Raw genomic sequence first — 23,717 nt, 5'->3', positions numbered from 1 at the left:
GAACGCCGCGTAAATCGCATATGTCTCTCCTTCATGCGCACGCCCCGATCCTTTCGGGGCGGCTCGTCGAATCCCCCTCGGCGCCCGTTCCGACCTCCGATGGTCAACGTGACGTGGTGCACAAGGTGCGACCAGCATACGAACGCTGGCCGTTGGCGTCGCCCCACTGCACAGGGTGTTATCCATTCGCAACGTTTTACGACGATCCGCTCCCGAATCAGGCGCGCGCACTCCCGGAGTGCTCCGCACCGGTGCCGGCGCCCTGCCCGCGGAACGCGCTCGCATCGATCGCGCTCCGGCTGCGCGTGCGCGCGACCTTCGGATCGGGGATCGGCACCGCTGCGAGCAGCTCCCGGGTGTACTCGTGCTGCGGATCGTCGAAGACGCGCTCCGTCGGCCCTTGCTCCACGATCTGCCCCTTGCGCATCACGGAGATGCGGTCGGAGATGTGGCGGACCACCGAGAGATCGTGCGAGACGAAGAGGTAGGACACGCCCAGGCGGGTCTTGAGGTCTGCGAGGAGGGCGAGCACGCCCGCCTGCACGGTCACGTCCAGGGCCGACGTCGGCTCGTCGAGGATGATGAGCTTCGGATCGCAGGCGAGGGCGCGGGCCACGCCCACGCGCTGCCGCTGGCCGCCGGAGAATTCCGTGGGATAACGCGAGGCATGCTCGGGCTTCAGCTCGACCGTCTCGAGCAGCCACTCGACCCTCTCGTTCATCCTCTTGGCGCTGTACCCCTGCACCCGCATGGGCTCCTTCAGGATGTCGCCGATCGGCATGCGCGGGTCGAGCGAGGCCATCGGGTCCTGGAAGACCAGGGTGACCTCGGAACGCAGAGTCGCCCGTTCCTTGCGGCTGAGCGATCCCGTGGGCCTTCCGTCGATGCGGATCTCGCCCTGCTGCGGGGTGCGCAGCTGCATGATCTCCATCAGCGTGGTGGTCTTCCCGCACCCCGACTCCCCCACCAGGGCCATGCATTCGCCCTCGCGGATGTCGAAGGAGATGCCGTCGACCGCGCGCTGCTCGCCGACCTTGCGGCGCACCACGGCTCCCTTGGTGATCGGGTAGACGCGGTGGAGGTCCTCGACCTCGAGCACGGCGGGCCGCTCCTCACGCGGCCGGGAGTCCTCCGCGGTGGCGACCTCAGCGACCTTCCGCATCGCCGAACCGGCGACGCTGCCGCCCTCGGCACCCTGATCGATCCGCGGAACTGCTGAGAGCAGGTTCCGCGTGTACTGCTCGCGCGGCTCGTAGAAGATCTGCTCGACATCGCCGGTCTCGACCATGTGCGCGTCCTTCATCACGAGCACCCGATCGGCGAAGCCCGCGACCACGCCCATGTCGTGCGTGATGAGGATGGTGGCCGCGCCCAGCATCTCCTGCGCAGACTTCAGCAGCTCCATCACCTGGGCCTGGATGGTGACATCCAGAGCGGTGGTCGGCTCGTCGGCGATGATCAGCTCGGGCTCGTTGGCGATCGCCATCGCGATCATGACCCGCTGGCGCATGCCGCCGGAGAACTCGTGCGGGTACTGCTGGGCACGGCGCCGGGGCTCCGGGATGCCCACGGCCTCCAGCAGCTCGATCGACCGCTCGGCCGCCTTCTGCTTGCTGACCTCAGGGTGGTGGATGCGCACGACCTCGGAGATCTGATCGCCCACGGTGAAGACAGGTGTCAGCGCCGAGAGCGGGTCCTGGAACACCATCGAAATGGTGTCGCCCCGCAACTGGGAGAGTTGACGGTCGCTCATCGTGAAGATCTTCTTGCCCATCAGCTCGATGTCGCCGCTGATCTGGGCTGAGCCCGGCAGCAGGCCCATGACGGCCAGCGAGCTCACGGACTTGCCGGACCCGGACTCGCCGACGATGGCCAAGGCTTCGCCGGGGCGGACCTCGTAGCTCAGGTTCTGGACGGCCTGGACATGGCCCGCCTCGGTCTCGAAGCCGACGCTGAGGTCCGTGACGGTCAGGATGGGGTCGCTCATTCCTGCTGTTCCTCTCAGACCCGGCTCGAGCCGCTGGTCGGGTCGAGGGCGTCGCGCAGGGCTTCGCCCATCAGATTGACGGAGATGACGAGGGCCGCCAGCACCAGGGCCGGAGGGATCCAGGTCCAGGGGGCGGCGATGTTGTAGGCCTGCAGCACTGTGCCCAGCGAGACGTTGGGGTACTGGATGCCGAAGCCGATGAACGACAGCCCGGTCTCCCCGAGGATCGCTGCGCTCACGCCCAGCGTGGTGTCGATGATGATCCAGCTGGCGATGTTCGGGATGATATGGCGCACGATCGTGACCACCGGGTTCACGCCCATGAAGCGCGAGGCCTCGACGTACTCCGTGCGCACGAGCTGCTGGGTCATCGCGCGCAGCACACGGGCGGTCAGCATCCACGAGAAGACCGCGAGCAGCGGGATCAGCCAGAGCCAGCTCGCCTGCTGGAGCACCGGGCTGAACAGCATCAGCAGCAGCAATGACGGGATCACCAGGAACAGGTTGATGAGGTTCACCAGTGCGCCGTCGACGAAGGCGCCCCATCGGCCCTTGTAGCTGACATACCCGGCGACGGTGCCCACGATCAGGGCGAGCACCGTGGTCAGGAGCGCGGTGCCCGCGCCGATGACGAGCGAGATCCGCAGGCCCACCATGGTGCGCGCGAAGATGTCATAGCCGTTCTCGTCGACCCCGAACCAGTGGAATTGGGAGGGGCCCGTGAGCGCATTGCGGAGGTCCCGCTCGAACGGTTCGTACTGGTAGGCCATCGGGGCGAAGATCGCGCCGAGGATCAGCAGCAGCACCACCACCATGCCGATCAGGGCGCCGGGGTTGCGCAGGAAGCGACGACGCAGCAGCTCGCCGCGACCGATGGATTCGAGCGACCGGGCATCGCCCTCGGGAGGCTCGGCCTCGCTGGGCGGCATCCCCTCGAGCACCGAATTCGCGCGATGGTCGGTCTCGACCTGCAGGGCGGAGGCGTCGTCCGTGCCGCGCATGTCCGAAGGATTCGTCATCATGTGATCACCTGATCCTCGGGTCGAGAATGCCCTGCAGGAAGTCCGCGAACGTCGCGGAGAGAAGAGTCAGAATGCCGGTGTAGAGCACGACACCGGCCGTGCCGTTGATGTCCGCGATGCCCACGGCGGAGACCGCATAGCGACCCACGCCCTGCCAGTTGAACATCAGCTCCACGAAGAGCGAGCCCGTGAAGGCGCTGCCCACCGCGAAGGCGAAGTACTGGCCCATGGGGATCAGTGCCATCCGCAGCCCGTGGCGGTTCATCGCCTTGCCGCGGGTCAGGCCCTTGGCGCGGGCCGTGCGCAGGTAGTCGCTGCCCAGCACATCGAGCGTGGTCACCTTCATGTACCGCGAATAGCTCGCGGCGGCGAAGATTGCGAGCACGATCGTGGGCATCACGATCGCCTTGGATTCGTAGAGGAACGCATCCCAGCCGTGCAGCAGCGGATTGACCGGATTGATCGCCGGCAGCCCGAAGCCCGTGCGGTTCTGGATCGCCTGGTTGATCTGCTGGACCACCAGGATGACCACCGGCGTCGGGAGGGAGACGATCACGAAGGACAGCAGCGTCGCGCCGCGGTCGCCGAGCGAGTGGCGACGCACCGCAGTGAGCATCCCGACTGCGACGCCCAGGACAGTACCGATCACGGTGCCGAGCACCACGAGCCGAAGGCTGATCGGGATCCTCTGCTTGAGTACCTCGAGCACGGGACTCAGATCCTTGTTCGTACCCGTGGTGACGCCCAGGTCGCCGCGCACGAGCCCGCCCAGCCAATTCGCGTACCGCTGGAAGACAGGCACGTCCGGGTTGATGTTGCGAACGTTGAGGTATGTCTCGGCAGTGGCCTCGGGGATCGGCTTCGTGGCGATCGGCGGGTACAGCACCTCTTCGGGATGCATGAGCGACGCCGCCAGCAGGTAGGCGAAGCTCGTCGCCAGGAACACGAGGATCACGTACGTGAGCACCCGTATCGAGATGAACCTAACCACGGATGCTCCTCGGGACGTACGTCGTCATCTGCCAGCAATTCCTTTCACTGCCCGTGGGCCGACCGGTGAGGGCGACAGGCGCTTCCGCCGCACGCGGCGCGGCACCTGTGCCGCGCGGGTCGCCGACCCCTCCCGGGCGACCACTCCTCAGCGCCTCAACGGCGCTCGGCCCCACCATAGTGGCGCGCATCGGTGATCCCGTGCACAGTCAGGGGTCCGTGTACCCGAATCGTTATGCTCCTGTCATGACTGCGATCCACGTCCTCGTGCTCGTGGCCGGCATCGTCGCCGCGATCGTCGTCTCCGACCTGCTGGGACACCGGGGCATCGGGGCCTGGCCCGTCGGCCTCCTCGCCCTCGTGCTCGTCCCGGTCGCCGGATACTTCTTTAGCGCGTGGGTCGCCGCACTCTCCCTGGGGCTCGCCTTCGGGGCAGGGATCATGCTGCTGGGAACGCGAGTACGCAGCCTGATGCGCGAGCGGCGCCTCGTCCGGGAAGCCCGCGAAGCACGGAAGTCCGCGACGGAGTCGATGCTTGACCGCAACGACGGGTCCCCCTGATCCACAATGGGTCCCATGCGCCAGATCACCCTTCCCGCGTTCGGCGATCCCGACGTGCTCCGCCTCGAGGACGCCCCCGCCCCGCAGCCCGCCCCCGGCGAGGTCCTCGTCCGCGTCGCCTTCGCCGGGCTCAATCCCCTCGACTACAAGCTGCGCGACGGCTCCTCCGGCCGCGCCTCCGCGCTCACCCTGCCCACCGTGCTGGGCCGCGAGATGGTCGGCGAGGTGATCAGCGCCGGCGAGGACGTGGACCTGGAGGCCCTGGGCATGCCCGTCGGGACGCGGGTGTTCGGCGTCCGCGACCTCGGCGACATGCGCGGCACCTATGCCGAGCAGGTCGCGATCCCCGTCGCCGACCTCTCCCCCGTCCCCGTCGGCGTTCCCGAGGCCCAGCTGCCCGTCTTCGCAGGCCTCGCTCTCGCGGGCTCCACGGCGCTCACCGCCCTCGAGGACGACGCCGAGCTCGCGCCCGGCATGACGCTGCTCGTCCACGGCGGCAGCGGCGGCGTCGGCCAGATGCTCCTCCCGCTCGCCCTCCGCGCCGGCGCCACGATGGTCTGGGCGACGGGCCGCTCCGCGAACGCGCAGCGACTGCGGGACCTCGGCGCACAGCCCATCGCCTACGACACCGAGGACTGGGAGCAGGCGATCGACACTGCGACGGAGGGCCGCGGCGTCGACCGCATCATCGACGCGCACTACTTCGACACGTTCGTGCCGAGCCTCGGCCATCTCGCGCCCGGCGGCAGGATCGTCGCCCTGCCGAGCCTCGCCGACGTCGCCCCGGCCCGCGAGCGAGGCATCGACGCGCGCGTGACGAAGATGGCCCCGAGCCCCCAGCGTCTCGCCGCGCTCGCCGACGCCGTCGCGGACGGCACCCTGGACGTCGAGGTCAGCACCGTCCTGGCCCCCGCGCAGATCGCCGAGGGGCACCGCATGCTCGAGGACGGCCACACGCGCGGCAAGATCGTCCTGGACCTGCGGGAGGCCGCGTGACCGAGGGCCCCGGCATCCATGAGCTCGAGCAGGTCCTCGAGCCCTCCGGCTGGAAGCTCCTGCAGTCCCTGCCGCCCTACGACGAGCGCGAGGCGCTCGCCCTGGGCGCGCGCCTTCGGGAGGCCGGGCATGCCCCGGAGCTCGTCGCCGCGGTGCTCACCCAGGCGAAGCTGCGCACGAAGGGCAGGGACAAGTTCGGCGAGTTCGCGGATCGCATGCTCTTCACGGCCGACGGTCTCGAGCAGGCCACGCGCCTGCCGATCGCCGCGCTGCACGCGCGGCGCTTCCGCGACGCCGGCATCTCCTCGCTCGCGGACCTCGGCTGCGGGATCGGCGGGGACGCGATGGCCGCCGCGGCCCTGGACCTCGAGGTGCTCGCCGTCGACCGCGATCCGGCCACGGTCGCCGTCGCCACCGCGAACCTCATGCCCTTCGACGGCGCCCGTGCCGAGCTCGGCCAGGCGCAGGACCACGACCCCGCCCGCACCGAGGGCATCTGGCTGGACCCCGCCCGCCGTCGGCCGGCGGCGGGCCGCGCCTCCGGGAGCGTGCGCCTGCGCGACCCCGAGGAGTACTCGCCTCCGCTCTCGACCGTGGTGGACCTCGCCCGCCGCCTCGGGCAGGCCGGATCCGTCCGTGGCGGCGCCGACGGGGCCGGCGCGCTCGGAGCGAAGCTCGGCCCGGGCATCGACCACGACGCCCTGCCCGCGGGCACCGAGACCCAGTGGCTGTCCTGGCACGGCCAGGTCCTCGAGGCGACCTGCTGGTTCGGTCCGCTCGCGTCCGCGGGCACGCAGCGCAGCGCGCTCGTCATCGATCGCGGGGGCGCGCACCGCCTCGCGCCCCGCGGCACCCCCGAGGCCGACCCGCGCAGCGGGGAGCTGGGCGCGCACCTCTACGAGCCCGACGGCGCCGTCATCCGCGCGGGCCTGCTGGGAGAGGTCGCCCGCGATCTCGACGCCCGCACGCTCGACCCCACGATCGCCTATCTCACGAGCGACCAGCGGGTCTCGACTCCGTTCGCGTCCGGATACAGCGTGCGCGACGTGATGCCCTTCTCCCTCAAGCGCCTCTCCTCCTACCTGCGCGAGCACCAGCTGGGGATCCTCGAGATCAAGAAGCGCGGCACCGCCGTCGAGCCCGACGAACTGCGCAGGAAGCTGCGTCCGCGCCGCTTCGGCGAGGAGCGGGCCACGCTCGTGCTCACCCGGATCGGCGGCGAGCAGCACGTCATCGTCGCCTCCCCGCATCCCCGGCCGCGGGGAGACTGATCCGCATGCACCGACTCCCGCCCCGCAGCGCCGCGGCCGCGACCTCCCTGATCGCCCTCGTGGCGCTCGTGTGCGTCGTGCTCGGGGCGGGCCGAGTGCTGGGGCCGGTGCTCGAGGGCAGGGGTTGGTTCTTCGACATCGACGTGGACCGCGAGGCCGAGACCGCGCCCCCTCCCACGCAGGCGTCGCAGACACCGCCGATGCCCCCGGACCACGGCACCGGGCATGTCGCCGCCACCGTGCTCCTGGTGCTCGCGATCCTCGCCGGCCTCGTGGTGCTCGTGCTCGTGATCTGGGTGCTGAGACGGGCCCGGATGCTGCGCAGCACCCGTCGGCCCGAGGCGGAGGCGGGCGACCCGCAGGCCGAGCTGCTCGAGGTCGAGGACGCCCACCGCGCCCTGGCCCGTGCCCGGGAGTCCCTCGAGTACGCTGCCACTCCGCGCGGCGCGATCATCGACGCCTGGCTCGCCCTCGAGCGCGGGATCGCCGAGGCCGGGATCGTCCGTCGGCCGGAGCAGACCACCACCGAGTACGTGGTCACCGTGCTGCGGGACATCGACCTCCCGGACTCGGACCTGCGGATCCTGGCCGGCCTCTACGGGCGCGCCCTGTTCGACGACCGCGCGGCCGACGCCGAGGCGTTCGACGAGGGCACGCGGTCCAGTGCCCGCCGCGCGCTCGAGCGCCTCGCGGACCGGCTGCGGGAGGTGACCGCCCGATGAGCCGGGTCCTGCGCTCCCTGCTGGTGCGCCTCGCCCTCGCCGTGTGCGCGACCGCCGTGCTCATGGGCGTGCTCGGGATCTTCGGGCACTTCCTGCACCCGTGGCTGCCGCTCGCGGCGACCCTCGTGGTCGCCCTCGTCTCCTGGCTGCTCTCCCCCGAGCTCGCGGGCGCCGACGCCCTCGAGACTCCTCTGCTGGACGACGATCCGGAGGCCGTCAGCCCCTACGCCGCCGACGTCTCCGTGCGCCGGATCGAGGAGATGATGCACGGCGCCGGACCCCGCCGGCGCATGACCGGGCGCTCGCTCGGCCGGATGCTCGCACTGGCGGCCGCCGAGCGCGAGCACCGTGATCAGCGCGTCCACGCCGACCACACCGGGCAGGCACCGCCGCTGCCCGAGGACCTGCAGAGGTTCCTGCGGGCCTGCGAGGACCCCGACGCCGGCTCCGTCCCGGCCGTCACCCGCCCCGCCCTGCAGCGCTGGCTGCTGGCACTCTCACCCCAGGAGCACCGATGACACAGGCCGACCCGACACCCCCACTGGACGCCCGCGAGGCCTCCGCGATCGCCGCACGCGTGCTCGACGCGGTGGAGACCGCCGTGGTCGGCAAGCGCGAGGTGCTCGAGTCCGTGCTCGCCGGCGTCCTCGCCGGCGGGCACGTGCTGCTCGAGGACCTGCCGGGCCTCGGCAAGACCCTCGCCGCCCGCTCCCTCGCCCAGGCTCTCGGCCTGCCGTTCACGCGCGCCCAGTTCACCCCGGACCTGCTGCCGGCGGACCTCACCGGAGCCGAGGTGTTCGACCAGCGCACGGGTGATTTCGTGTTCCGTCCCGGTCCCGTCTTCACGGGCCTGCTGCTGGCCGACGAGATCAACCGCACCCCGCCGAAGACCCAGTCGGCCCTGCTCGAGGCCATGCAGGAGAGACAGGTGACCGTCGAGGGCACGACCCGGCCGCTGCCCCGTCCCTTCCACGTGCTCGCCACCGCCAACCCCGTCGAGCACGAGGGCACCTATCCGCTGCCCGAGGCGCAGCTGGACCGCTTCCTGCTGCGGCTGTCCTTCGGCTACCCGAGCGCCGACGAGGAGTGGGACGTGCTCGCCCGCCGCCTCGAGCGCCGCACCGAGGACCAGAGCGTCCCGCGCGTCATCGACGCCGAGCAGCTGCTCGGCGTGCAGGCCGCCGTCGAGTCCGTGCACGTGAGCGACGACATCGGCCGCTACGCCGTCGCGCTCGTCGGCGCCACCCGCCGCCACGCCCACGCGCTCGTCGGCTCCTCGCCCCGCGGCACCCTCGCCCTCGTGATCTGCGCCCGGGCGCTCGCGGTCATCCGCGGCCGCGCCTTCGTGCTCCCCGAGGACGTCAAGGACCTCGCCCACGCCGCCCTCGACCACCGCGTGATCGTGCGGCCCGAGCTCTGGCTGCAGTCGGTGACCGCGGCCTCGATCGTCGACGCCGTGCTCGCCGAGACGCCCGTCCCCGCCGCGCGTCAGGACCACGACGGCCGGCAGGAGCCCCAGCGGGCATGACCACAGCTCTCCCACCCTCCGCCCCCACGCCCGCGCTGCTGCGCGCGGTCGTGGTGGGCGTGCTCAGCGCGGTGCTCGCCGTGATGGCGGGCCGGCCCGAGCTGCTCGTGCTCGGCCTCCCGCTGCTGGCCTGGGCGGTGCTCGCGTCCGTGCGACGCCTTGCGCGCGCCGGGGCCGAGGGCGCGGACCTCGCGTCCGTGCGCGTGCGCAGCACCGAGCGCTCGATCGCCGAGGGCGGGACCGTGCGGATCATCGTGGAGGCCCCGACCGCCCCGGACGCCGCGGAGGCCCCGACATCGGGGTCGAGCGGCTCCCTGCTCGGCGTCACCGTGCCGCTGCCCGCGCACGCGGCCCTCACCCCGCCGCTCGGCTCGCGGGCCGACGCCGGCAGCGTCCCGCTCACCATCACCGCCCGCCGCTGGGGCCGGTACGAGATCGGCCCGATCCACGTCGCGCTCGCCGATCCCCTCGGCGCCTACCGCACCCAGACCCGGCTCGACCCCGTGCTGCTGCAGGTCTCGCCCGACTCCTCGCTGCTCGAGGCGCCGCCGAACCTGCCGGCCCCGATCGGCGTGGCGGGGGTGCACCTCTCGGCCCGACGGGGGCAGGGCACGGCCCTCGCCGACGTGCGCCCCTTCCAGCGCGGGGACCGCCTGCACCGCATCAACTGGCGCGTGACCTCGCGCACCGGGACCCTCCACACCAACGCGACGTTCGCCGAGCGCGACACCGACGTGCTCGTGGTCGCCGACACCCTCCAGGACGTGGTCGCCCCCGGCCTCGAGGCCACTGCGGAGACCAGCCTGGACCTCACGGTGCGCGCGATCGCGGCCGTCTCCCGGCACTACCTGGGGATCGGCGACCGTGTGGGACTGCACGACCTGGGCAGCAGGATCGGCACCCTGCGCGCGGGCACGGGGCCGCGGCAGCTGCGGATCATCGTGGACACCCTCGCCCGCGCACGCCGCACGTCCGGCCCCGTCACGCGGGTGCAGAAGGTCGGCGCGCTGCGCGGCTCGACGCTCGTGGTGGTGTGCTCGCCGCTGCTCGACGATCGCGTGGTCGCCCAGATCGGCGAGCTGCGCGCCCGCGGCGCGGACGTCATCGTGGTGGACACCCTGCCCCCGAGCGTCGGCGACCCCTTCGCCGCGCCGGCCGCCGGGACGGCCCGCGATCCCCAGCGCTTCTGGTCGGAGGCGTGGGCGCTGCGGCGCCTGCTGCGGGAGTCCACCGTGCGGGCGCTGCGCGAGCAGGGAGTCCCCGTGACCGCATGGGAGGGACCCGGATCCCTCGCCCCGGTCCTGCTCTCGCTCTCCCGCGCCGCGAGCGCCCCGCGGATGAGGAGGGCCTGATGCGCAGCACCCTCGAGTCGATCGCCCAGCTCCTCGCCGACCTCGGCCACGTCTCGCGCGCCCAGTGGTCGCTGCGGCTGCTCGCCGCGCTCTCGCTCGTCGCCGCCCAGCTCCTCGCGTGTGGCGGACACCCCCTGGACGGGGTGCTCGAGGCGCTCACCTCGGCGGCCGTGCTCATCGGCGGACTGATCCAGAGCATCCGACCGGATGCCTCGATCGGGACCCTCGCCCTGGCCGGGGCGGTCGTCGCGGCATGCGCGTCCGCCGACGTCCCGATGCTCGCCGGTGTCGCCGTGCTGGTCCTGGTCACCCACGTGTGCTGGTCGCTCGCCGCGATGGTCCCCGCGCACGGGACGATCGGCCGTCGTGCCCTCGCCACCGCCGTGCGGTGGGCCGCGGCGGCCGCCCTGCTCGCCCTCGCCGCGGGCCTCGGCGTGGTCCTCCCCCTCGCGGGGGTGAGCACCCCGGCCTGGACGATGGTGCTCGGGATCCTCGCGGTGATCGCCCTGGTCGCCCTGCTGCTCGTGCCCCACGGCACATCCCCGCGCCGGGGCCGCTGAGCGGGCGTAGCGTGGCGCGCATGTGGCAGATCATGGACATGCTGAACGCCCACAAGAAGGACATGGTCGCCCCCGAGGACGCCCTGCCCGGCCGCGATCGCTCCCCCTACCCGCTCGCCCGTGAGCACGCCGTCCTCGGCACGGACATGCTCGACACCCCGCCCGATGCCGAGGAGATCATCCTCGCGGGCGGCTGCTTCTGGGGCATCGAGCGCATCGCCTGGCAGATCCCCGGCGTGTGGACGACGTCATCCGGCTACGCCGGGGGCTTCACGCCGCACCCCACCTACGAGGAGGTCTTCTCCGCGAAGACCGGCCACACCGAGGCCGTGCGCGTCGTCGTCCAGGGCTCCACGCAGGAGGAGCGCGACGCCGTGCTGCGCCGCCTGCTCGAGGAGTTCTGGCAGCAGCACGACCCGACCACGCCCATGCGCCAGGGCAACGACGTGGGCACCGAGTACCGCTCGGCCGTCTACTGGACGACGCCCCACCAGGGCGAGATCGTGCGGGACTCCGCCCGCCGCTACCAGGAGGCCCTGGACGCCGCCGGGCGCGGGGCGATCACCACCGAGCTGCTGCCCCTCGCGGAGGCCGGGAACGGCCGGTACTACCCGGCCGAGCCCGAGCACCAGCAGTACCTCGCGAAGAACCCGGGCGGGTACTGCAACCACGGCTTCAACGGGGTGGCCTGCTCGCTGGGGTGATCAGGGCAGGCCCTCGCCGACGTCGCCGCCCATGAGGTTCCGGCGTCGGCCGATGTCCGGCCCGCCCGCCGGCAGGTTCGGCGCAGGGACGGCGCCCATCAGCTGCGCCGCGAATCCTCCGGCCTTCCGGGGAATGGGGGCGGCGCCCTCGCCGACGGGTCCGCAGGCCGAGGCCGCGGCGCTGCGCCTCTCGCGGGGAGCCCCTCCCTCCGCGGCGAAGCGCTGCATCTGCGCCGAGGTCGGGTAGACGGAGCTGACCACGATGTCCAGGCCCAGGAGCGTCACCGGCAGCACGCCGTCCCCGGCGGACTCGAGCAGCGAGCGCACGGGCTCGCACTCCTCGAACGCCCAGGCGTCCTCGTCCTGCAGGTAGACGGTGATCGGCTGGCCGTCCAGGGCGAGCGCCGCGGCCTCGTCGAGGAACGTCTCCTGCGCCTCGGCGTCGGGCGGCGGGGAGGGCAGGAAGATGTCCAGGGGCGCCTGCTCGGCGGCGGCATCCGCGTCAGTCATGTCCACCACCGTAGTCGGCGCATGCCTGGCAGACTCCCGTCATGGACTCCTCCGCCGCCAAGCCCGCGCTCCTCTCCCACGACGCCCTGGTGATGCAGCAGATCACCGGGTTCATGTCCAACGACTTCGACATCCTCGACGCCTCCGGACAGCAGGCCGTCGGCCATGTCACGACGACCGGCGGCGGCCTCTCGCGGCTGGTCGCGGGCAGCAGGTCCCTGGACGTGTCCGACGCCGACGGCACCCCGCTGCTGCACGTCCAGGACCCGGTGGGCATCGGCTTCGACCGCTTCGAGCTGAGCAGCCCCGACGGCGCGGAGATCGCCGCAGTGCGCAAGCGCTTCTCGATGCTGCGGACGAAGGTCGATCTCACGCTCGCGGACGGCCGCGTCCTCGAGCTCTCCGGCAACGTGCTCGGCTTCGACTTCCAGTTCGCGATGCAGGGAGCGGTCGCCGCGACGGTCGCCCGCAGCTGGGCCGGCATCGGCCGCGGGATCCTGGGACACAGCCGCTACGTGCTCGCCATCGACCCCTCGGTGCCCCCGGATCTGCGGCTGGCGATCATCGGCGGCACCATCACGCTGGACCTGATCCGCAGGAAGCAGGAGAACAACGGCTGAGCCCGGCCCTCCGGCAAGGGAGGACGCGCTCAGGTCGGGACGATCATCGGCCGACCCGTCACCGGGTCCTCGACGCACAGGTTGCCGATGCCGTAGACCTCCTCGATGAGCGCGGAGGTGACCACGTCCTGCGGGGCCCCCTGCGCGACGACCTCGCCGTCCTTCATGACGATGAGGTGTGTCGCGAAGCGGAAGGCGAGGTTGAGGTCGTGCAGCACGGCGGCCAGCGTGTACTCCCCCGTGGCGTGCAGCTCCCGGCACAGGTTCAGCACCTCGAGCTGGTGGGTGATGTCCAGGAACGTCGTCGGCTCGTCGAGCAGCAGCAGCGGGGTCTCCTGGGCGAGCACGAGCGAGATCCACACGCGCTGGCGCTGCCCGCCGGAGAGCTCGTCGACCAGTCGGTGGGCGAGATCGGTGGAGCCGGTCGCGGCGAGGGCGCGCTGGACGGCCTCGTCGTCGGCCGATGACCACTGCGAGAGCAGGCCGCGATGCGGGTAGCGGCCGCGCGCGACGAGGTCGCGGACGGTGATCCCGGGCGGGCTCACGGAGGTCTGCGGGAGCAGGCCCAGGCGCCGGGCGACCTGCTTCGAGGAGAAGTCGTGGATGTCCTTGCCGTCGAGCACGACGGAGCCGCTCGTGGGCTGGAGGAGGCGCGAGAGGGAGCGCAGCAGGGTCGACTTGCCGCACGCGTTCGGGCCGATGATCACCGTGAAGGAGCCCTCGGGGATCCCGACGTCCAGGCCGCTGCTCACGGTGTGCTCCCCGTAGCCGAGGGTGACGTCGACGGCGCGCAGGGGCGCGTCGGCGGAAGCGTCGGCGGCGGATGCGGCGGCGGGTGCGGCGGCGGATGCGGGTGCGGCGGACATGGCGTCGCCCTCCTCTCGTGCGCGCCGGGCTCGGACGGGTGAGGACGGGCGCGAAGGACAGCCTAACCGGGCGGGCAGTCGATGGTCCGTGCGGGCCCGACGGATGGGCGCGGATCACACGGCGGGCGTCCGACGTCGGCCGTTACGCTCGCACGGTGACCCGCAGCCCCGACCCGGCCCCGAGCGACCTGGCCCGCGCCCCGGGCGACCGCCCGGCGCGCCGTCCCGCGCGCCTCGTCGCGGCGCTGCTGCTGGGCGCCCTCGGCGCCGCGGCCTACGGGCTGCGAGGGGTGCAGCAGTGGCGCGGGCTCGAGGCGAGCTCGTGGGATCTGGCGATCTTCTCCCAGCTCGCGCGGGCGTACTCGGAGCTGCGCGCGCCGATCGTGCCGATCAAGGGCGACGGCTTCAACCTGCTGGGCGATCACTTCCATCCGATCCTGGTGCTGCTGGGGCCGATCTGGGCCGCGTGGCCCTCGCCGCTCGCGCTGCTGTGGACGCAGGCCGTGCTGTTCGGGGTCTCGGCGGTGCCGCTCACGCGCCTCGCGATCGATCGCCTGGGCTGGGCCGCGGGGCTCGTCGCGGGGGCGGCGTACCTGTTCGGCTTCGGTCTGCAGGCCGCGGCCGACGTCCAGTTCCACGAGATCGCCTTCGCGGTGCCGCTGCTCGCGTTCTCGCTGAGTGCTCTGGTGCGGGGGCGGATGCCGGCGGCGGTCGCCTGGGCGGCGCCGCTGGTCCTGGTCAAGGAGGATCTTGGCCTCACGGTGGCGGTGCTGGGGCTGGTGATCGCTCTGCGGGATCCGCGGGTCCGACGGGCCGGGCTGGCGCTCGCGGCCTGGGGCGCCCTCTGGTTCGTGCTGTCGACGTTCGTGATCCTGCCGCTGCTGAACCCTGCCGGGCACTACGACTACGGCGGGAACCTGGGGTCGCCGCTGGAGGTGCTGGGGCCGGCGGAGAAATGGCTGACGGTGGGGATGCTGCTTCTCGCCGCGGGGGTGATCGGCGTGCGCTCCCCTCTCGTCTGGGCGATGCTTCCCACGCTGGCCTGGCGCTTCGCCGGGAACGTCGAGTTCTACTGGGGTTGGTACTGGCACTACAACGCGGTGCTGATGCCGATCGCGCTGGCGGCGATGCTGGATGCGCTCGGGGATCGGAGGGACCGGCGGGACCCGGTCGGGTCGCGCCCCCGGGGGTCGCGTCGCAGCGGTCGCCGTCCTGAGCGTGCGCTGGTGCGGTGGACTGCGGTCGGGGCGAGCGCGGCGGTGACGCTCATGCTCGGATCTGCGATGCCGCTCGTGAGCCTTGCGCGCGAGGGCGCGTGGGAGCCGAGCCAGCGGTCGGCTGCGGCCGAAGGCGCCCTGGCAGCGGTGCCCCGCGATGTGGTGGTCGCGTCGGACATCACGCTGATGGCTCGGGTGGTGCCGTCGGACGACGTGCAGTGGGTGCATGGCACGAACACGCGCGTGCCGGAGTGCGTGCTCGTGGACCGGGAGGCGTTCTCGTGGGGCGGCCAGGACCCGGGCGACGCCGCGAGCTGGGCGAGCGGCAACTACGGCACGACGTTCGAGAGCAGGTACGCGCAGGACGGTTTCGAGGTCGCGTGCCAGCCAGGAGTGGCGTAGGCGGCAGCTGGCCCGAGATCGCGGGCGCTCTGGTTGCGAGGCACCGCTTCCCCGCTGGCCAGCGGATCCCTCTCGCGCTGAGCCCCTCAGAATGGCGGGTCACCGAGAGACGCCGACTTCTTCGGAGGCTGGGCCCGCGACGCATCGGGGTGCGCGTCAGAGCCGTCGACAGCGTCCGACGGGGACTGGGCTGCCCGAGCGCTGGTGGCGAGGTGCTGGTTCCAGGCGGTCTCGAGCTCGCGGACGATCAGCGGGGTCATCAGGTCACCCTCGTCCTCGACGGTGAGCTCGGTCGCGTCCCCGAGGGACCAGTGCGTGCGACCCCGCGTGCGGGACACAGGGGTGCCTGGGGCGTCGATGCCTGCAGGCGCTTCGGGCCCACTCGGGCCCGGGCCCACGGGGCTCGACGGACTCCCGCCATGCCGAACCCGCATTCCGCGTTCCACACCCTCACCGGCATCACCGCCATCGTCGCGGAGTCTGACGGGGTCGATATCCCGCGAGGTTTTCACCTGATGATGCGACCAGCACAACATATGAAGATTCTCGATCTGAGTCACCCCACCCTGCCCTGGGTGATCGTGATCGAATTCCTCGATATGATCCACCTCCGCCCCACGACAACTCGCACGCACACACCCCGGGACGGAACATTCCGGACCCCGCAGCCGCAGATGCGTAAACATCTGCGCGCTCGGTCGATACCGCTCCGGCGGCAACGGAAGAAAAGCCCCCGACACAGGATCCGTCAGGATCCGCATCCACTCCGGGCAGTCGCCCGCCAGCTCGCGCGCCATGTCCGCGGGGACCGGATGCTTCCCCTCGAGCAGGGCCGGCGCCTCGCTCTGGCCGAGCAGGGTCAGGAACGGGATGGTCACGAGGATCGCGAACCGGGCCGCGGGCACCTCATGCCCATCCGTGTTCACCTCCCCACGCAGCAACGCCTCATAGCGCAGGCGGCCACGGGTCATCGTCTTCCCCGACACGCGGACGGTCCCGTCCTCATCGAACGGGACCTCGCTCTCGGGCCCTTCGTCGACGGCGTGGCGCTGAGCGGCCTGCAGCGTCTCCGCGGCGGCATCCAGGGACTGGGCGAAGGCGAGGATCTCCGGGACCGGGCCCGTCACCGTCAGCGATGCCGTCCCATCCGCACCCACCACCGGGGCCGCGATATGGCGCCGCTTCTGCGCGCGCTCCACCGGCGACAGCTCCAGCAGTGCCGTGAACCAGGTGATCAACTCCCCCAGCAGCCTGCGGAAGGTCTCCGGCGTCACCCCGAACTCCCAACCACCCATCACGCGGTCCAGACCCTGCCGGTCCTCCTCGGGCAGGTCACGGGACCGGTGGATCACCCGACGCAGCCATTCGACCGGCAGCTCGCCCGCTTCCACCCGCGCGAACAACAGCGGGAACAGGGTCAGGGCTTCGTGGGCGTCACGGATCTGCCCGTAGGACACCGTGGTCGTCGTGCGCAGAGCCACCGCCGCCTGCGCATCCTCCACATCACCCTCATGCGCCAGTGCATCCTCCGCGTCCCGGTCCACCCACAAGGGCGCGAGACGCCGCATCAACTCCGCCGCGAGCTGGGACTCCCGGACCGCGAGATCCCAGATCCCCCGCAGCTCCTCCGAGAGGTCCGGGCCCTCCACCGCGAACGTCCGCTCACCGAGGTTCTCTCGCGACAACGGCCGGCGCGGACGCGGACCCCGCGCCACCCGCGGAGGCCGACGCGCACCCTGCCCCGGCGAGTCGAATGCATCCGAAGCGGGCAGGGAATCCGCGGCGTCCAGGGAACCCGATACACATTCACTGTGCCCGGGTTCGAGGGAATCATCGGCATCACCGAATACATCATCATTCGCGAGCATGATTCCCCTCCCCTCCATCGGACCTGACGTTCTATACCCCCAAGAATACCCGACGAAACGGACATCACAAGATGCCGGAGGAATCTGTGGAAAACTTTATCCGCTCCTCCACAATGCCCACTTCTCCACAAACACCCCACCAAGAACACCATTCATCCACACCCCGCGCCCCGAATGTCCCATCCCCATGCTGGCCGACATCACCGCGCGCCGAGCAGCGGTGCAGCGGGCCAGCGGGGCAGCGGGCAGCGGTGCAGCGATGCAGCGGTGCAGCGGGGCAGACGATCACCGCATGTCGGCACAGACGGTCGCCGGCGAAGGTCGCGGCAACAACGCCCGGCGCACTCGGACGATGTGGTCATGCGCGGGCCGGCCAGTGTGCTCGGATCACGCGGGGCGCACGAGCCGCGCGCGGAGCACACGTCGAGCGGGAGCCCGGATCGAGAGCGCGAGGTTCAACGTCCCCTCCCCGCTCCGCCAGGACTCCGGCTCCGCCCCCAGCACCCCCATCCCCCGGCGGGCGCCCCCATCCCCCGGCGGGCGCCCCATCCCCCGGCGACCGGCCAGCGGCCGTCGCTCCCCACGGCTACAGCCGCGGCCCCCGCGCGGCCTTCACCGAGGACGGATCGAACTGCGCCTCCGCGCGCCGCGCGCGAGCGCTCTCGAGGCGCATGCGCCAGGGCGAGTAGCGCTCGGCGGCGAGGGCCAGGCGCAGGCCGTGGGCGAGGACCTGGGTGGTGGGCGTGGGCTTGAGCGCGGCGAGGCGCTCGCGATGCTCCAGGAGGTCGCCGCCCATCCCGGCGGCGCTCCACCACATGGCGATCTGGGCGAGCTGCGAGTGCGAGTCGAGGATCCCGTGGCCGGTGCCGGGCACGCTCAGCAGGTGCGCGCCGGGGATGAGGTCGGCGGCGTCACGGGCGATCTGCGGAGGGGTCACGAGGTCGTCCTCGCCGCTGAGCACGAGCGTGGGCGCGGTGACGCCGGAGGCGAGGGCGCGCAGGTCGGGGGCGAGGGAGCGCGCGGTCGGCGAGGGGACCTGACGCGCCTGCTCGCCGGAGATCAGGAGCGGGTCCAGGGGGCCGCCGTCGGCATGGGCGCCGATGCCGAGCTGCGTGTGGGCGATGCAGGCCACCAGATCGGGCTCGCTCACGTAGCGCGTGGACTGCAGCCATTCCTGGGTGAGGGCCTGCCAGACGCTCGTCCAGGTCAGCTGCCCGCGGCCCACCGCGAGCTGGTCCACGAGCTCGCGGACGTCCCCGGTGCCCCCGTACTCGTGGACGGCGAGGATGACGGGGCCCGCGCGGCGGGCGTCGATCACGGCCTGGTCGTCGAGGCGGCGCAGAGTGCTGGCGATCGTGTCGGTGCGCAGGTCGGTCCCCTCCCAGTAGCGCGCGCGGAACGCGCGCTGGGAGATCTGCTCGTCGTCGGGCGCGAGCAGCGGGGAGTCGAGCACCAACGAGCCCACGCGCTCGGGGTGGCGCGCGGCGAAGGTGAGCGCGAGGTAGGCGCCGTACCCGCAGCCGTAGAGCACGGTGCGGCCCACGAGGGCATGGTCGAGAGCGGCGCGCAGGTCCTCGACGGCCTCGTCGACGTCCATCGCATGGGGCGGCAGGTCATGTCCCTCGGAGTCCAGGCGGGAGAGGCCGACGCCGCGGTGCTCGGGCATGATGACGTCGAGCCCGCGGGAGGCGAGGGAGCGTCGCAGCAGGTCGTAGGGGACGACGGAGGCTCCGCCCGGTCCGTCGGGCACCACGGTCACCACGGGCGTGGCGAGGTCGCGGTGCACCGCGGCGGCGCGTCGGCCGGTGCGCGGCGGGTCCACCCGGGCGTAGCGCAGGGGGAACAGTCGGCGGTCGTCGGCCGAGATCTCCCGCTGCACGGTCATCAGGTCGTTGCGGACCGTGAGCAGCTCGTCCTGGCCGGTGCGGCGCAGGAGCTCGGGGACCGAGCGCATCAGGCTCGAGCGCCCCCGACGGCGCCCTCCCGGCCCCCGTCGGCCCCGATCCGCCCCCACAGGAAGGCGTACATGAGCGCGTTCATGCGCGCCGCTTGCTCGTTCGTGGCGGCGCCGCCGTGCCCGCCCTCGATGTTCTCCCACGAGCGGACGTCGGCCCCGAGGGATTCGAGCGCGGCGGTCATCTTGCGCGCGTGGCCCGGGTGCACGCGGTCGTCCCGCGTGGAGGTGAGCAGGAAGACGGGCGGGTACTCGGTGCCCTCGGCGAGCAGGTGGTAGGGGCTGAAGGTGCGGATGAACTCCCAGTCGGAGGTGTCGGGGTCGCCGTACTCGGCCATCCAGGAGGCGCCGGCGAGCAGATGCGAATAGCGCTTCATGTCCAGCAGCGGCACCTGGATGATGACAGCCCCGAACAGCTCGGGGTACTGGGTGAGCATGTTGCCCGTGAGCAGTCCGCCGTTGGAGCCGCCGCGCACGGCGAGATGATCGCGGTCGGTGACGCCGCGCTCGACGAGATCGCGCGCGACGGCCGCGAAGTCCTCGTAGGCGCGGTGGCGATGCTCCTTGAGCGCGGCCTGGTGCCAGGCCGGCCCGTACTCGCCGCCGCCGCGGATGTTCGCGACCACGTAGGTGCCGCCGCGCTCCAGCCAGGCCTTGCCGATCGTGCCGAGGTAGGCGGGGGTCATCGAGATCTCGAAGCCGCCGTAGCCGTAGAGCAGGGTCGGGGCGGGGCCGACGGGGGCTCCGCCCGCGGCGTCCGCCGCTCCGGCCGCCTCGGTCCGCCCGATCTGGAAGTACGGCACGCGGGTGCCGTCCTCGCTGGTCGCGAAGTGCTGGGTGACCTCGAGGCCGCTCGCGTCGAAGCGCGCGGGCGAGGCCTTCACGATCTCGAGCTCGCTCGGCTCGCCTCCCTCGGGGACCTCGCCGAGGTCGCCCAGCAGCAGGGTCGTGGGAGTGAGGAAGTCGGTGACGGTCACCCAGATCTCGTCGGACTCGTCGGCGTCGACCGCGCGTGCATCGATCGCCCCCGTGAGCTCGGGATAGAGGTCGCTGCGCACCCAGGCGCCGTCCTCGGTGCGGTGGTGGACCTCGAGGCGGTGCACGACGTCCTCGAGGATCGTGAGCACGAGGGTGCCGCGGGTGATGGTGAGGTCGGCGAGCGAGGTGCTGGGCGTGGGCTCGAAGAGCACGTGGAGGTCCGAGGCCGACAGCCCCTCCGGGGCGCTCGCGAACAGGGTGCCGGCGTCGGCGACGAGGAGCGAGCCGGCCGCGAAGGTGTCCTCGCCGACCTGCCAGTCGCTGCGCGGGAGGAGGATCGCGAGGTCGCGGTGGGCGCTGGCCTCCATGTCCCGTGGGACGGGGACGACGGTGAGCGAGGGCTCGGCCCCCTCCTCCCGGTCGACGACCCTGAGCGTCGTGTCGTAGAAGGCGTGCATCTGCACGATCCAGTCGCGCTCCCAGCCGGGGGTCTGGTCATGGGAGGCGAAGACGGACATGTCCCGCTCGTCGGCCTCGAAGACCAGCTCGGCGTCGGCGAGCGCGGTGCCGCGGGTCCAGATCCGCGCCTGGCGCGCGTAGCCGGAGGTGGTGAGCGTGCCCTCGCCGAAGTCAGTCGTCACCCAGACGGTGTCCGCGTCGATCCAGTGCACGTCGCCCTTGGCCTCGGGCCGCACGAATCCGCCCTCGGACTCGGGGACGAAGCGCCTCTCGACGAGGTCGAACTCGCGGGTGACGTCGGCGTCCGAGCCGCCGCGCGAGAGGGAGACGAGCGCCCGCCTGTACGGCTCGCCCTCCGCGGGGCGGAGCAGCTGGGCGCCGTGCCAGACCCAGTTCTCGTCCTCCTCGCGCCCCAGGGCGTCGACGTCCAGCAGCACGTCCCAAGAGGGGTCGTCGGTGCGATAGCTCTCGAGCGTGGTGCGGCGCCAGAGGCCGCGCTCGTGCGCCGCGTCGGTCCACAGGTTGTACAGGAACTCCCCGCGCTTGACGACCATCGGGATGCGGTCGCTCGCGTCGAGGATCGTGAGGATGTCGGAGCGCAGATGCTCGCTGAGGGAGCCCTCGGCGGCACCGTCGACGGGCCCTCCGGCGCGGGGGTCGGCGATCGCGTCGATCTCCGCCTCGGCGCGGGCGTTGCGCTCGCGCACGTGCGCGAGGGCCTCCTCGCCGGTGACGTCCTCGAGCCAGAGCCAGGGATCCTCGCCGGTCTCGGGGCTGGGCAGCTGTGCCTGCGGGGCGTCCTCGTCGGTCATGGCCCCACAGTAGCGGCCGGGCGGGGTGCGCCGGGCGGGCGTGGCAGACTCGATGGCATGCGTCGACGCACCGCTCTGCTGCTTCCCCCGCTCGTGCTGCTCGCCCCGGTCGCCGCGCTCTCGGCGTGCACCGGGAGCGGGCGCGCCGACGGGGGCGCGTCCGACGGCGGCTCCGGTTCCGACGGCGGCTCCGGTTCCGACGGCGGCTCCGCGTCCGACGGCGGTTCCGGCTCGTCCTCCCCCGCCTCGCCGACGCCCACGGCCGATCCCGCGGAGCAGCGCGCCCAGGAGCTCACGATCGAGCAGGCGGCGGCGCAGCTCGTGCTCGCGGGCATCCCCGCCGGCACGAGCCCGAAGCGCTCGCTGACCGCCGAGCTCGGCATCGGCGGCTTCTTCCTGCTGGGCACCTGGGACGGCGCCGCCGCCGTGCGCTCCGTGGTCGAGGGCATCGACGGGGAGGTGGCCGACGGAGGCGTCGCCCCGCTGCTGAGCGTGGACCAGGAGGGCGGGCAGATCCGCATGCTGCGCGGGGACGCCGCGCGCCGGACCCCGTCGGCCGCGGATCTCGGGGCCGAGGGGGCCGGCGCCGTCACCGCGGCGTACAGGAGCATCGGCGAGGACCTGCATGCCCTCGGCCTGCACGCGGCCCTCGCCCCGGTCGCCGACACCGTCGACCCGGAGCTGGGACGGGCGAACGCGCCGATCGGGAAGATCGACCGCGGCTTCGGGACCGATCCGGACACGGTCGCCGACTGCGTGGTCGCGGCCGTGAAGGCAATGGACCGGCAGGACACCGCCTCCGCGCTCAAGCACTTCCCCGGACTGGGCAGGGTGCGCGGGAACACCGACTTCTCGGCGACGGGCATCACCGATGAGACGACGGATGCGGACGATCCCTTCCTCGAACCGTTCCGCGCGGGCATCGACGCCGGAGCGGACATGGTCATGCTCTCGAGCGCCCTGTACCCGCGGATGGATCCGGGCAGCCCCGCGATGTTCTCCTCGGCGATCGTGACGGACGTGCTGCGCGGGAGGCTGGGGTTCGACGGGCTCGTGGTCTCCGACGACGTGGGCAGCGCGGCGGCCGTGCAGGACGTGCCGCTCGGCGAGCGCGCGACCCGGCTCCTCGAGGCGGGGGGCGACGTGGTGCTCACCGCGGACCCGTCGCTCGTCGCCGATCTCGTGGACGCGATCGTCGCCTGGGCGCGGGACTCCGAGAAGGCCGAGCGCCGGGTGCGCGAGTCCGCGGCGCGGATGCTGCGCGTCAAGCGGTCCCGAGGCGTCGCCGGGGTCTGAGCCGTCCTCGGGCGCACACGGTGCGCGGCCGGGCCGCTGTGGGAGAATCCCTGCGGCGGACCACAGCAGCGTGAGGAGCACACATGGCGGGGAGCCCGGGACCGGAGGAGGAGGACGCCCCTTCCCTGCCCGACCTCTCCGACTCCTCGCAGCGCGAGTCCCTCCCCGACTACTCCGCACAGGGACGGGACGCCACCGCTCCCTACGCGCGGCCCGACGAGACCGGACGCTCCCGCGCCCGCGTCATCGTCATCACCGTGATCGTGTGCGCCGTCGTGCTCATCGCCGTGATCGCGCTGATCCTCTCCCAGACCGTCTTCAAGCAGATGACCGGGGACGACTCGCACACGCCGACGGCCGCGGCCTCCCGGAGCAGCTCGGGCGAGGGCGAGTACGTCCCCGACCCCGAGGACCCCGACCTCGCCCCTCCCCCGCCGATCTTCACGCAGAAGCCGACCACCGACTGCTCGATCCCCGACGGCTCCAGCGGCGACGTGAGCACCTCGGGGCGCACGGTACGCGGCGGCCACCTCGAGTACACGCGGCCCGACGGCTGGACGTACCCGTGGACGGATCAGGCGCTGCCGTACATGACGAACGTGAACGGGTACGGCCGCCAGGTCGAGAACAACTGGTACAGCGTCGTGAACGTGGGCAGCGTCCAGTGGCCCGAGTCCGAGGGGAAGTACCCGGGCGACGAGAAGGCCGCGGTCGCGATCTTCCAGTGCTACGCGACCACCGCCGGCGTGCTCGTCGAGTTCGGCGAGAACCCGACCGTCACCGACTACCGCAGCGAGAAGACGACGGTCGACGGCCACGACGCATGGATCGTCCAGGCCACCTATCATTTCGAGGACCCCTCGCAGCTCCAGGACACGAGCGCCTCGATCGTCACCGCGATGGTGGTCGACACCGACGACGGCCCGCAGGCCGTCGCCTCCGACGTCGCCGCCGACGTCCCCGAGCACGCCGAAGCCCTCGACCAGATCATCAAGAGCCTCAAGGTCGTCTGATCCCCGGAGCCGCCCCGTGCACCCGCCGT

General features: G+C 72.3%; 21 protein-coding genes. 13 read left to right on the top strand and 8 right to left on the bottom strand.

The features are described from left to right. Positions 1–217: 217 nt before the first annotated feature. The 3 genes from FHG10_RS02110 to FHG10_RS02100 are packed head-to-tail and all read right to left on the bottom strand — an operon-like array spanning position 218 to position 4,000. Positions 218–1,987, bottom strand: coding sequence for an ABC transporter ATP-binding protein (locus FHG10_RS02110; RefSeq protein ID WP_152351671.1), 1,770 nt, complete (start codon positions 1,985–1,987; stop codon positions 218–220). Between the two features lie 14 nt (positions 1,988–2,001). After that, positions 2,002–3,009, bottom strand: a complete 1,008-nt coding sequence (locus FHG10_RS02105; protein WP_227487978.1) for an ABC transporter permease — start codon at positions 3,007–3,009, stop codon at positions 2,002–2,004. Positions 3,010–3,013: 4 nt separating this feature from the next. After that, positions 3,014–4,000 carry an ABC transporter permease gene (locus FHG10_RS02100; protein ID WP_193636164.1) on the bottom strand — a complete coding sequence of 329 codons (987 nt, stop codon included), beginning with the start codon at positions 3,998–4,000 and terminating at the stop codon, positions 3,014–3,016. 245 nt (positions 4,001–4,245) lie between these two features. On the opposite strand from FHG10_RS02100, the gene FHG10_RS02095 reads away from it, so the two are divergent. From FHG10_RS02095 to msrA, 9 genes are read left to right on the top strand one after another with little or no spacing between them, the layout of a single operon-like run. Next, positions 4,246–4,560, top strand: coding sequence for a hypothetical protein (locus tag FHG10_RS02095; protein WP_152351670.1), 315 nt, complete (start codon positions 4,246–4,248; stop codon positions 4,558–4,560). A 15-nt stretch (positions 4,561–4,575) separates the two neighbouring features. Further along, positions 4,576–5,556, top strand: coding sequence for an NADP-dependent oxidoreductase (locus tag FHG10_RS02090; protein WP_152351669.1), 981 nt, complete (start codon positions 4,576–4,578; stop codon positions 5,554–5,556). Continuing rightward, complete coding sequence (locus FHG10_RS02085; RefSeq protein WP_152351668.1) at positions 5,553–6,827, top strand: THUMP-like domain-containing protein; 1,275 nt, start codon at positions 5,553–5,555, stop codon at positions 6,825–6,827. The genes FHG10_RS02090 and FHG10_RS02085 overlap by 4 nt, the downstream gene beginning before the upstream one ends. 5 nt (positions 6,828–6,832) lie before the next feature. Next, positions 6,833–7,549 carry a DUF4129 domain-containing protein gene (locus tag FHG10_RS02080; RefSeq protein WP_152351667.1) on the top strand — a complete coding sequence of 239 codons (717 nt, stop codon included), beginning with the start codon at positions 6,833–6,835 and terminating at the stop codon, positions 7,547–7,549. Further along, the gene (locus tag FHG10_RS02075) at positions 7,546–8,067 is read left to right on the top strand and encodes a hypothetical protein (protein WP_152351666.1); all 522 of its coding nucleotides are present in this window, start codon (positions 7,546–7,548) and stop codon (positions 8,065–8,067) included. The genes FHG10_RS02080 and FHG10_RS02075 overlap by 4 nt, the downstream gene beginning before the upstream one ends. After that, entirely contained in the window at positions 8,064–9,077 is a 1,014-nt protein-coding gene (locus tag FHG10_RS02070; RefSeq protein WP_152351665.1) for an AAA family ATPase, read from the top strand. The genes FHG10_RS02075 and FHG10_RS02070 overlap by 4 nt, the downstream gene beginning before the upstream one ends. Beyond that, positions 9,074–10,429: a DUF58 domain-containing protein gene (locus tag FHG10_RS02065; RefSeq protein WP_227487977.1), complete on the top strand. Its 1,356-nt coding sequence runs from the start codon at positions 9,074–9,076 to the stop codon at positions 10,427–10,429. Before FHG10_RS02070 ends, FHG10_RS02065 begins: the two co-directional genes overlap by 4 nt. Continuing rightward, positions 10,429–10,989 carry a hypothetical protein gene (locus FHG10_RS02060; protein WP_152351664.1) on the top strand — a complete coding sequence of 187 codons (561 nt, stop codon included), beginning with the start codon at positions 10,429–10,431 and terminating at the stop codon, positions 10,987–10,989. Before FHG10_RS02065 ends, FHG10_RS02060 begins: the two co-directional genes overlap by 1 nt. 20 nt (positions 10,990–11,009) lie before the next feature. Continuing rightward, complete coding sequence (msrA, locus tag FHG10_RS02055) at positions 11,010–11,693, top strand: peptide-methionine (S)-S-oxide reductase MsrA (RefSeq protein WP_152351663.1); 684 nt, start codon at positions 11,010–11,012, stop codon at positions 11,691–11,693. Here msrA and FHG10_RS02050 read toward each other — a convergent pair whose 3' ends face one another. Further along, on the bottom strand, positions 11,694–12,203 hold the full coding sequence (locus FHG10_RS02050) for an arsenic metallochaperone ArsD family protein (protein WP_152351662.1): 510 nt from the start codon (positions 12,201–12,203) through the stop codon (positions 11,694–11,696). Between the two features lie 41 nt (positions 12,204–12,244). Between FHG10_RS02050 and FHG10_RS02045 the strand changes: the two genes are divergently transcribed. Continuing rightward, on the top strand, positions 12,245–12,823 hold the full coding sequence (locus FHG10_RS02045; RefSeq protein WP_227487976.1) for an LURP-one-related/scramblase family protein: 579 nt from the start codon (positions 12,245–12,247) through the stop codon (positions 12,821–12,823). Positions 12,824–12,852: 29 nt separating this feature from the next. Here FHG10_RS02045 and FHG10_RS02040 read toward each other — a convergent pair whose 3' ends face one another. Beyond that, positions 12,853–13,689: an ABC transporter ATP-binding protein gene (locus FHG10_RS02040; RefSeq protein ID WP_152351661.1), complete on the bottom strand. Its 837-nt coding sequence runs from the start codon at positions 13,687–13,689 to the stop codon at positions 12,853–12,855. Between the two features lie 155 nt (positions 13,690–13,844). On the opposite strand from FHG10_RS02040, the gene FHG10_RS02035 reads away from it, so the two are divergent. Continuing rightward, positions 13,845–15,308 carry a DUF2079 domain-containing protein gene (locus FHG10_RS02035; RefSeq protein WP_227487975.1) on the top strand — a complete coding sequence of 488 codons (1,464 nt, stop codon included), beginning with the start codon at positions 13,845–13,847 and terminating at the stop codon, positions 15,306–15,308. An 86-nt stretch (positions 15,309–15,394) separates the two neighbouring features. Here FHG10_RS02035 and FHG10_RS02030 read toward each other — a convergent pair whose 3' ends face one another. The 3 genes from FHG10_RS02030 to FHG10_RS02020 form a co-directional block, all read right to left on the bottom strand. Continuing rightward, on the bottom strand, positions 15,395–17,176 hold the full coding sequence (locus FHG10_RS02030; protein ID WP_193636163.1) for an HNH endonuclease signature motif containing protein: 1,782 nt from the start codon (positions 17,174–17,176) through the stop codon (positions 15,395–15,397). Positions 17,177–17,762: 586 nt separating this feature from the next. Continuing rightward, positions 17,763–19,130, bottom strand: a complete 1,368-nt coding sequence (locus tag FHG10_RS02025; RefSeq protein WP_152351658.1) for an alpha/beta fold hydrolase — start codon at positions 19,128–19,130, stop codon at positions 17,763–17,765. After that, positions 19,130–21,379 (bottom strand): prolyl oligopeptidase family serine peptidase, encoded by a 2,250-nt coding sequence (locus FHG10_RS02020; RefSeq protein ID WP_152351657.1) that lies wholly within the window; start codon positions 21,377–21,379, stop codon positions 19,130–19,132. The genes FHG10_RS02025 and FHG10_RS02020 overlap by 1 nt, the downstream gene beginning before the upstream one ends. A gap of 57 nt (positions 21,380–21,436) precedes the next feature. Between FHG10_RS02020 and FHG10_RS02015 the strand changes: the two genes are divergently transcribed. Further along, positions 21,437–22,675: a glycoside hydrolase family 3 N-terminal domain-containing protein gene (locus FHG10_RS02015; RefSeq protein WP_152351656.1), complete on the top strand. Its 1,239-nt coding sequence runs from the start codon at positions 21,437–21,439 to the stop codon at positions 22,673–22,675. Positions 22,676–22,758: 83 nt separating this feature from the next. Then, on the top strand, positions 22,759–23,688 hold the full coding sequence (locus tag FHG10_RS02010; protein WP_152351655.1) for a hypothetical protein: 930 nt from the start codon (positions 22,759–22,761) through the stop codon (positions 23,686–23,688). Positions 23,689–23,717: the final 29 nt, after the last annotated feature.

Source organism: Brachybacterium subflavum, from assembly GCF_009299795.1.
Taxonomy (GTDB): domain Bacteria; phylum Actinomycetota; class Actinomycetes; order Actinomycetales; family Dermabacteraceae; genus Brachybacterium; species Brachybacterium subflavum.
Note: the sequence above shows the minus strand (reverse complement) of the source record. Positions and strands in the feature narration are given on the sequence as shown.